General features: G+C 41.6%; 10 protein-coding genes and 1 pseudogene. All 11 read left to right on the top strand.

The window, feature by feature from the left end; all coding sequences use genetic code 11:
• The first annotated feature begins 59 nt into the window (after positions 1-59).
• The 11 genes and pseudogenes from ACTQ1O_RS11960 to ACTQ1O_RS11910 all read left to right on the top strand — a co-directional run bounded on the left by ACTQ1O_RS11960 (position 60) and on the right by ACTQ1O_RS11910 (position 8,979).
• Entirely contained in the window at positions 60-272 is a 213-nt protein-coding gene (locus ACTQ1O_RS11960; protein WP_441487443.1) for a hypothetical protein, read from the top strand.
• A 29-nt stretch (positions 273-301) separates the two neighbouring features.
• Positions 302-520 carry an SPASM domain-containing protein gene (locus ACTQ1O_RS11955; protein WP_441487442.1) on the top strand — a complete coding sequence of 73 codons (219 nt, stop codon included), beginning with the start codon at positions 302-304 and terminating at the stop codon, positions 518-520.
• Positions 521-528: 8 nt separating this feature from the next.
• The gene (locus tag ACTQ1O_RS11950; RefSeq protein ID WP_441487441.1) at positions 529-1,029 is read left to right on the top strand and encodes a radical SAM protein; all 501 of its coding nucleotides are present in this window, start codon (positions 529-531) and stop codon (positions 1,027-1,029) included.
• A 27-nt stretch (positions 1,030-1,056) separates the two neighbouring features.
• Complete coding sequence (locus ACTQ1O_RS11945) at positions 1,057-1,992, top strand: NAD-dependent epimerase/dehydratase family protein (RefSeq protein WP_441487440.1); 936 nt, start codon at positions 1,057-1,059, stop codon at positions 1,990-1,992.
• Positions 1,993-2,004: 12 nt separating this feature from the next.
• Positions 2,005-2,583 (top strand): dTDP-4-dehydrorhamnose 3,5-epimerase, encoded by a 579-nt coding sequence (gene rfbC, locus ACTQ1O_RS11940; RefSeq protein WP_441487439.1) that lies wholly within the window; start codon positions 2,005-2,007, stop codon positions 2,581-2,583.
• 5 nt (positions 2,584-2,588) lie between these two features.
• Complete coding sequence (rfbG, locus tag ACTQ1O_RS11935) at positions 2,589-3,647, top strand: CDP-glucose 4,6-dehydratase (protein ID WP_441487447.1); 1,059 nt, start codon at positions 2,589-2,591, stop codon at positions 3,645-3,647.
• 31 nt (positions 3,648-3,678) lie between these two features.
• Positions 3,679-4,455, top strand: a complete 777-nt coding sequence (rfbF, locus tag ACTQ1O_RS11930; protein ID WP_441487438.1) for a glucose-1-phosphate cytidylyltransferase — start codon at positions 3,679-3,681, stop codon at positions 4,453-4,455.
• 34 nt (positions 4,456-4,489) lie between these two features.
• On the top strand, positions 4,490-5,599 hold the full coding sequence (locus ACTQ1O_RS11925; protein ID WP_441487437.1) for a glycosyltransferase family 2 protein: 1,110 nt from the start codon (positions 4,490-4,492) through the stop codon (positions 5,597-5,599).
• Between the two features lie 45 nt (positions 5,600-5,644).
• A complete protein-coding gene (locus ACTQ1O_RS11920; protein ID WP_441487436.1) occupies positions 5,645-7,066 on the top strand; it encodes a radical SAM protein in 1,422 nt (473 codons plus the stop codon).
• 96 nt (positions 7,067-7,162) lie between these two features.
• Entirely contained in the window at positions 7,163-7,453 is a 291-nt protein-coding gene (locus ACTQ1O_RS11915; RefSeq protein WP_441487435.1) for a nucleoside-diphosphate sugar epimerase/dehydratase, read from the top strand.
• A 460-nt stretch (positions 7,454-7,913) separates the two neighbouring features.
• A pseudogene (locus ACTQ1O_RS11910) lies at positions 7,914-8,979 on the top strand (IS256 family transposase).
• The last annotated feature ends 105 nt before the right edge of the window (positions 8,980-9,084 follow it).

The following is a 9,084-nucleotide window of genomic DNA, read 5'->3' as shown; positions in this document are numbered from 1 at the left end:
TCTTCTGAAACTGTGTACTTTATTCAGCTTTCAATGTGCATGAAAAATGGGCATATTTTATGCCAGAATTGGTTGTCAGGCCACAGAAAATCAAGGTTTTCGGACGGCCTGGGGGGGTGCCTGCAAGAGTAATACGTTATCGTTTCGGACAAGAACTCATTGATAAATTATTAAAGATCAAATGGTGGGACTGGGATGAACAGATGATTAAGGAGAATTTCGAGCTTTTTTACCTGCCGGAAAGATTTGTTGACGAATTTTATAAGAATTAAAATTCGAGAGGGATGAGAGGGGGAAACTAATGAGAATATGTCAAAATGCATTGGATTTCGTGCAGATTATTAATGAAAATGGAGATGTAAGACTTTGTGGATGGCAACTTGATGGCGGAGTGATAGGTTCACTCATAGACAGTTCGCTGGAGGAAGTATACAACAGCCCACAGGCCAAATTGATTCGAGACAGACATTTGAATCAGGATTATTCCAATTGCAATCCTAATGCGTGTCTAACAATGTAGAAGAACATATGGTGGAGATAGATTCTGTTCCCAGAATTCCGACTTCATTATATCTGGCATATGAAAATGTGTGTAATTACCGTTGTGTGATGTGCAATATCCCGGACTGCATGAAAAGGGCGGATCAGATGATCCGGGAAGAAAAATTAGATAAAGTCGATGCAGAAATCAGAAAAGTTCTTCCTTATATTAAGCATATCAGTGCCAACGGCCTTGGCGAACTGTTTACCAGCAGACATATATTAAAAATATTATCAGAATGGAACCCTGTTGCTCCTGCGTCTGAGTGTTCAGCTGCGCTTGAAACAAATGGATCGTTGTTTAATCGTGAAAACTGGGAACAGATTTCTAATTTAGGAAAATATAACTTACATGTATCTATTACCATTTTGAGTTTTGATGAGAAAATTTATCGGGAATTATCAGGAACAACTCTTCCGATCAGTAATTTATTGGACAATTTAAACTTTGTGAAATCTCTAAGAGAACAGGGAACGAGAAAAAAATAGTTCGTATTATTTGAGAAAGGATCACGGATGGCTGACGAACAAATCAGAAAATGTATAATTACCGGGGCAAGCGGATTTATCGGCAAAGCACTGATTCGGGAATTGAACAGGCAGAATGTTAAAGTTTATGCAGTGGTCCGGAATTTAAATTCGGATATATTGGGGATGGACGAGCTTATAAACGTTAAAATCGTCTTTTGTCCTCAGGAAGAAATAGATAAGCTCTCTCAGATGATAACAGACAATGATATTGACTGTTGTATCCATCTGGCATGGGCCGGTACGTCAGGAGCTGAACGCGCGGATTATATCTTGCAGATTAGTAATATAACCAATACCTTAAGAACAATCGATACATTAAAGAAAATCGGCGTAAAAAGGTTTGTCGGCGTTGGAACACTGGCTGAAAAAGATGTATTGAACTATCACCTTTGTGACGGTAGTACACCGAATGCAGTAAGCAATTACGGAACGGCAAAATTATCTGCGCACCTGTTCTCGAAAACTCTGTGCTGCAAGAATGAGATGGAATATGTATGGTGTTGTCTGGCCAATACATTTGGCGAGGAAAATACAACATCTAATTTTGTAAATATGGCATGTATGAAAATGCTTAAAGGTGAAAGGGCCGCATTTACAGCCGGGGAACAGCTGTATGATCTGAACTATATCAGCGATACGGTCAAGGCACTGGTCGCAGCATCCTTCTATGGACACAGCGGTACATCTTATTATCTTGGAAGCGGGCATCCGAGAAAATTAAAAGAGTATATCAGGATAATCAGGGATACTATAGATCCCGATATTCCGTTGTATCTGGGTGAAATTCCATATAATGGAAGATCACTTTCCGAGGAAGATTACTCCATCGCTAAATTGACAACTGATACCGAATTTATTCCGGAAGTATCATTTGAAACGGGAATCAGGAATACAGTTGAATGGTTAAAGTCACGCAGATAAGAGGGCGGCACAATGAATAAAAAATTTGAATTTAATAAGACGCAGATAGAAGGGCTAATAGAGGTAACACCGTTCAATGCCGACGATATAAGGGGCTGCTTTACCAAAGATTTTTCAAAGGAAGTGTTCGAATCAAACGGTATTTTATTTAATCTGGCGGAGGTGTTTTATACAACAAGCCATAAGGGCGTCATACGGGCATTACATTTTCAAAGGATAAAACAGCAGCCTAAGCTTGTGAGATGTATCTACGGACATGTATATGATGTCGTTGTGGATCTGAGGCCGGACAGCACCACATTCAAAAAGTGGATTGGATTTGATCTGATCGGTGATAAGCACAATGAGATACTTGTACCGGGAGGATGCGCCCACGGCTACCTGGTACTCGAGGATTCCATTGTAAGCTATAAATGCGCGGAAAAGTTTTACGGCGAATATGATGACGGAATCAAATGGGATGATCCTGTGATCAATGTGAACTGGCCGATTGATAAAATTGGTGGAAGGGATAAGCTCATATTGGCTGATAAGGACAAAAATCTTCAGAGTTTTAATGAGTTTATTCGGAAGTACGGGGGACTGAAGTGACAGAGATGGATAATGCTTTTTTATCTGAATATAAAAATAAGAAAGTGTTTATTACTGGTGTGTCCGGTTTCAAAGGATCATGGTTCGCCTATTTCCTGTCGATGATCGGAGCGGATGTAACTGGTTATTCACTTGATCCGCCTACCAATCCTTCGTTGTTTGAACTGGCTGATATTAAATCGAAGATTCATTTTATTGAGGGCGACATCAGAGATTACGACAAATTATATGCCTCATTCAAAGGAACCAAACCTGAATTCGTCTTTCATTTGGCTGCGCAGCCGATTGTGCTGGAATCCTACAGGAATCCGAGATATACATATGAAACAAATGTGATGGGCACGGTGAATATTCTAGAGTGTGTCAGGCTTACAAATTGCGTGTCATCCTTTTTAAACGTAACCACAGACAAAGTATATAAAAACAGAGAATGGTGCTGGGGCTACAGAGAAAGTGAAGAACTGGATGGATTTGATCCTTATTCAAATTCAAAGTCATGCTCTGAGCTGGTCACACATTCTTATCGGAGAAGCTTTTTTACAGACGGGCCGGCTGTTTCAACAGCCAGGGCCGGAAATGTTATTGGAGGCGGAGATTTCTCAGAAAACAGGATCGTTCCGGATTGTGTAAGAGCGACGACAGATCACAGAGAAATCGTGGTTAGAAACCCGTTCTCTGTGAGGCCATACCAGCATGTGTTGGAACCGTTATATGCTTATCTGATGATTGCGTCGAAGCAGAAAGAAGACAGGAATCTTGCGGGATATTATAATGTCGGGCCGGAAGAAAGGGACTGCTATGAAACGGGAAGACTCGTGGATTTGTTCGTTGATGCCTGGGGAGATGGTATCTCCTGGAGAGATGCCGGAATGAAACAAGCAGTGCATGAGGCAAATTTCCTCAAGCTGGACTGCTCAAAAATAAAGACGAAGTTGGGATGGAATCCGAGATGGGATCTGCAAAGTGCTATGAAGGCAACAGTGGAATGGTATAAGACTTGGAGTTTGAAAGGCAATATCGAGCAATGTATGGAATCGCAGATCAGGGATTTTTTGAACATATAGCCTGAGTTTCAATAATAATGGGGAAAAGCACATGAAGGCAGTTATTTTGGCGGGCGGATTCGGTACAAGGATATCGGAAGAATCACAGTATAAACCGAAACCAATGATCGAGATCGGAGGCATGCCTATTTTGTGGCATATTATGAAGATATACACAAAGTATGGTATCACAGACTTTATTATATGCGCGGGATACAAACAGCATGTCATTAAAGAGTGGTTTGCGGACTACTTTTTACATACATCCGATATCACATTCGATTTCTCTGAAGAAAATAAGATCATTGTCCATGATAAGCACACAGAGCCATGGAAGGTAACTGTGGTGGATACGGGGTTGAATACCATGACGGGGGGAAGAATAAAGAGAATCCAGAAATATGTCGGGAATGAAACATTCAGCCTGACTTATGGAGATGCGGTATCCAATGTGGACATATCCGAACTTTTGAAGGTTCATCGCGCAGGGGGGAAATATCTGACGATTACAGCTGTTAATATGGCTCAGCATAAAGGTGTGTTGGATGTGGGAAAGAATGGTCAGGTAAACGCATTCCGTGAAAAAGACGACGATGACGGATCACTGATCAATGGGGGATTCATGATCTGTGAACCGCAGATCTTTTCTTATATAAAAGGTGATACTACTGTTTTTGAACAGGGACCTGTACAGCAACTAGTATCTCTGGGACAGGTAGATTCCTATCACCACAGCGGATTCTGGCAGTGCATGGATACGAAGAGAGAAAAGGAACAGCTGGAAGAACTCTGGTACAGTGGCAAGGCGCCCTGGAAGATATGGGATTGAACATGCAGGTAAACAAATGTGAGAGGGAGACATTATGATCTCGGTACTGATAAATAATCATAACCACGGGGAATTTATAGGGGAAGCCATTGAATCTGTTCTGAACCAGACCTATCAGGATTTTGAGCTTATTATTGTCGATGGAGACTCGACAGACAATTCAAGGAGCGTGATTTTCTCATATCTGAATAAAAGACCTGATAAGATCACGGCAGTCATGAAACCGACAAGCGGGCAGGCTGCCGCATTTAATGTGGGATTCAAACTTGCAAAAGGAGATATCATTGCATTTCTTGACTCAGATGACTATTTCTTTCCGAATAAATTGGAGAGGTTAGCAGAATTACATAAGGAATATCCGTTTATCGGACATTCCCGTATGAGCAATACCTCAAAAGATAAAATAATAAAAGAGACTGCCCCGCAGGGAAATGTGAAAAAGCGGGATGAACTGTATCATAAGTATGGTTATATCTATACCTATCACCTGATCACATCTTGTATGTCTGGGACAAGGGAGATCATGGAAAAAATCCTTCCTATGCCCGAGGATGGGTTTATGACATTTGCAGACTGCTATGTGAAGTGTTTTGCACAGAATTACTGTGATATTCATTATGTTGACGAGCCTCTTTCTTTTTATCGAAGGCACAACAAGATGGCGAATATCACAGAGTTCGGCAAAGATGATCAGAACCAGCATTTCATGCATTTAAAGCTGCTCTATGAAAAGGCATTCAATGCGATAAACAAAGAACTTGAGAAAAGGCATGAACCGACGGTTCCCATCTTTTCTTTTGACAGAGAGGCTTTTAAACTGTCAGATCCATCCCTGTCAATCGAAGAAGGAAAGACGTATGCATTATATGGAGCGGGAAATAATTTCGCGTGTGCCAAACGGGAGATAAATGCATTTAACGCAAAGGTGCTATTTGCCGCCGATTCAAATCCTGCCAAATGGGGTGGAAGCATTGATGGAACACCTATCGTTTCGCCGGAAGAAATGATCAGGCGGAGAAGTGAGTTTGAGAAAGTATATATTGCTTCGCTCAATTATAAAGACGATATTGAAAAGAACCTCATTCAGCTCGGGCTGACTGAGGGAAAGGACTTTGGTTCATTTCAGGAATTTCCATGGGAATAGTCTGTGTTTACAAATGATTTTATCAGTGAAAGTGGAGGAAAACGTATGAAGTCGCCTCAGGATATGAGAATTATTCAGATCGATATTACCAATGCCTGCCTGTACCAGTGTTCTAACTGCACGAGATTCTGTGGACATCACAAGACGCCCTTTTTTATGGATTTCGATACTTTTAAGCGTGCCGTAGATTCTCTGGAAGGGTATCATGGGACAATTGGAATTATGGGCGGAGAACCCACCATACACCCGGAATTCGAGAAATTTGCCGAGTATCTGAATTCAAAGATGACGGGACCGTATGCGAAGAAGTATAAATCACTCATAAAGCCGCAAAAGGATTTCATTGAATCGATATATCTTGAAAACAAGCAGGAAACTGAGGTGTACAAATACCATACGGGTGACAGGGAAACAAACGTAGGCGCCGGACTGTGGACGGCGATGGTGCCTACATATAAAAAATATTATGAACTGATCCAGGACGTGTTTAAGATTCAGGCCGTCAATGATCATGGAAACGTAATGTATCATTCTCCGATACTGATTAATCGGAGAGACCTGAATATTCCCGATAGTGAGTGGTATGAGTTACGCAATAACTGCTGGGCTCAGAATGTATGGAGCGCGACGATCACTCCCAAAGGAGCGTTCTTCTGTGAAGTAGCTGGAGCCCTTGATATGCTATTCAACGGGCCGGGAGGCTGGCCGATCGAGCCGGGATGGTGGAAGAGGACGCCGGATTCGTTTGGAGTGCAGCTTGAGATGTGCGAATACTGTGGCCTCTGCCTCGATACGTTTACCCGAAACGCCAATGACTGGGTGGATGATGTATCAGATACTATGTATAAAAAGCTTCAAGAAATTGATTCGCCCAAACTTCGCAATCATCCTGAGAGAATAAACAGAGTAAAAATAGTTAACGGAAAGATAGCAAAGGAGAGCGAGAATGGAGCGTTGGGAATCAGACATGAGATGTTTTACGATGATTTCATGTCGAGATTTAACAGAAAACGATCAATTCTCTATCCAGAAAATTTTGAGGTAGTCATAGATATTTATAAAGAGACAGATCTAGCGAAACTGAGCGGATGGATAGATAAATTCGCCGGTGATTTTAAAGATGTGTTCGTTTTATGCGATAACGGAATGGAGAAGCAGGTTGCGGTAAATACAAAATTGCATGATAATGTCAATGCCATTACGAGAAAGCACTGTTGGGGTGACGCATTCGCTCATGCATTACAGAAATCGAAAACACTGTGTCCGATCATTTATCTCTCAGGCCCGATTTGTCTGAAAAAGGATACGGTGGAGCGGCTTGATGAACTTATTTTTAATCCGGGTACGCTTATGATGACGGATTTAGGAATGGAAGAATCCGACCTAGTAAATAGCGATGAACATGAAGGTATTGCAGCATTGTTTCTTAAAGAGGCGAGATCGATCAGATCGTTAGGGTATGACTGAATCACCAATTCCGGATCATTTAAAGAGATAGCTGACGCTTGGAATGTTGAGAAGAAGATTGCCTTTGATTCTTCAAGTATAGAGGATACATCCGGCATGAGGATTCAGAAAAATGAGAACTATGCAGTGTATGGTGCCGGTAGAACAGGATGTAGTGCTATAGATCACATTTTAAATTACAATTCAACTGTTGTGTGTATCGTCGATGCCGATCCGAACAAGTGGGGAAGCACGATAAAGGGAATCAAAATAGAGAAACCAGAGCAGTTGATTCATTACAAAGGGAAGTTTGCGAAAATCGTTATTGCAAGTACATTTTATAAACAGATACGGGAAACTCTGTTAAACCTTGGTTTCACTGATGCAGAGTTTCTTTTGTATGATTGATCATATGGATTTTTACTGGAGAGCTATGGCGGTTCAGAGCTTTTTCAAATTTTGTCAGAAAGATTCAAATGTGAATGAGATTTGGAAAAGCAAATGTCGTTGTGGCGTCCGTAGACAATGGCCACATCATAATGGAGGAATGCGTACACTATGATTGACGTTATTGGCGGAAAGATATGAATATTCCGGCTTGAGAAAACCACCTGTACGGCAGTACCGATTATTTATACTTACCATTTTGAAAGCAGATGGATAAATATGTATTCGATCGCGGTCATTAGATAGCATAAAATATCTTGTGTAAACGTAGTTCCTAAGTATAGAAAAAGGAACCAATTTTATATAGTGTTAAGCACCACACAAAACACAAAGAAAGGGTTCCCTTATGTCTGAGCTTAACACAGAACTGATGTCAGCGCTATTAAAAAAAGAGTCAATTGGCGAAGCTTTTCGTTCTCATCTGGAAGATGCCATCAATGATCTTCTAAAGATCGAATTGACAGAATTCCTTGGTTATGAGAAAAACAGTGTCGATGGCTACGGCACCGGCAACAGCCGCAACGGATTCTATACTCGTGTACTGGATACCAAGTATGGTAAGCTTCACCTTAAGATTCCTCGTGATCGTAATGGCAGCTTCGATCAGCAACTGATTCCTGATTATTCCCGGCGAACAGATGACTTTGAAACAACGACCATCACTCTCTATAGAAAAGGCATTACTACGAGGGAAATCTCTGATCTGATTGAAAAGCTGTATGGCCATTATTACTCAGCTTCCACGGTATCCAATATTTCCAAGGCAGTGGCGGATCAGGTCAGAGCATTCCACTCCAGGCCTCTTTCGGAAAAATATGTAGTCATCTTTATGGATGCCACATATCTGAACGTTCGCAGAGACAGTGTAGCTAAGGAGCCTCTTCATGTTCTTCTTGGAATCACGCCGGACGGAACCCGTGAAATAATTGATTATGAGCTTTATCCGACGGAATCCGCCGCTAATTACGAGGAGATGATAGGTAGTATAAAGCAGCGTGGGGTAAAGCAGGTGCTCCTGTTTGCGTCTGATGGCCTGGAAGGAGTATGTGATGCTGTAAAGCGTCAGCTTCCCCAATCAGAGCACCAGCAGTGCTGGGTACATCTGAGCAGAACTATGGCCCGTTACATCCGAAACAAAGATCGCAAGGAAGTCCTGGGCGACCTAAAGTCTGTCTATCAGGCAGATTCGGTAGATGCTGCAAAGAAAGAACTCAAAGCCTTTTGGGATAAGCACAGCAAGCAGTATCTATACCACAAACCTGATAGAACGCAGCAACAAAGGGCTTAAACATAAATCCAAAGTAAAGGAACAGTTTCCCAACGAGGACGCATTGGAGCACTTTGTATGCTGTTATTATAGTGAGCTGAATCGTGACTATGCCGATCGAATCCAGCGAGAATTCAGGAAGGTATCTGCAGAGATCTTACAGATGTTCGAATATCATTCGCCAGTTGAAGAGAATTCAATCCAACTGGAGACAGCGTAATAAAACAGTAAACACTGTCAAAAGAAATCAAGGGCTGTTTACACAAAATACTTGACACTATCTGGTCCTCCGTATGTAAGCATATGTATTTGGCACCTTTAAGAA

It is taken from the genome of Bilifractor sp. LCP21S3_A7 (assembly GCF_052118825.1).
GTDB lineage: Bacteria > Bacillota > Clostridia > Lachnospirales > Lachnospiraceae > Bilifractor.
This window is presented reverse-complemented; position numbering and strand designations above follow the sequence as displayed.